Below are 290 nucleotides of genomic sequence, written 5' to 3'. Positions count from 1 at the left end.
AATCAGCCGTATTGAAAATAAAATGATTTCAATTATAAAGGCTCATCACAGCGAGCTTTTTAAACAAATGCAGAGCATACCTGGAGTAGGCAGAAAAACTGCTTTACTGTTAATTGTAATCAGCGGAGGATTTACAAAATTTGATAATGCAAGACAGCTGAGCTCTTACATTGGGATAAGCCCGCGTATTTTTGAATCCGGCACAAGCGTAAAAGGAAAGTCAAAGATCTGTAAAATGGGCATGAGCAGAATAAGGGCAATGCTATATATCTGTTCATGGTCTGCTAAAA

Annotated in this window: 1 pseudogene; it reads left to right on the top strand. The window is 37.6% G+C overall.

Annotated elements, in window-relative coordinates:
* Window positions 1-73: 73 nt before the first annotated feature.
* A pseudogene (locus tag ACWA1B_RS22485) lies at window positions 74-290 on the top strand (transposase); the annotation flags it as partial.

The organism is Flavobacterium xizangense (assembly GCF_054075145.1).
Note: the sequence above shows the minus strand (reverse complement) of the source record. Positions and strands in the feature narration are given on the sequence as shown.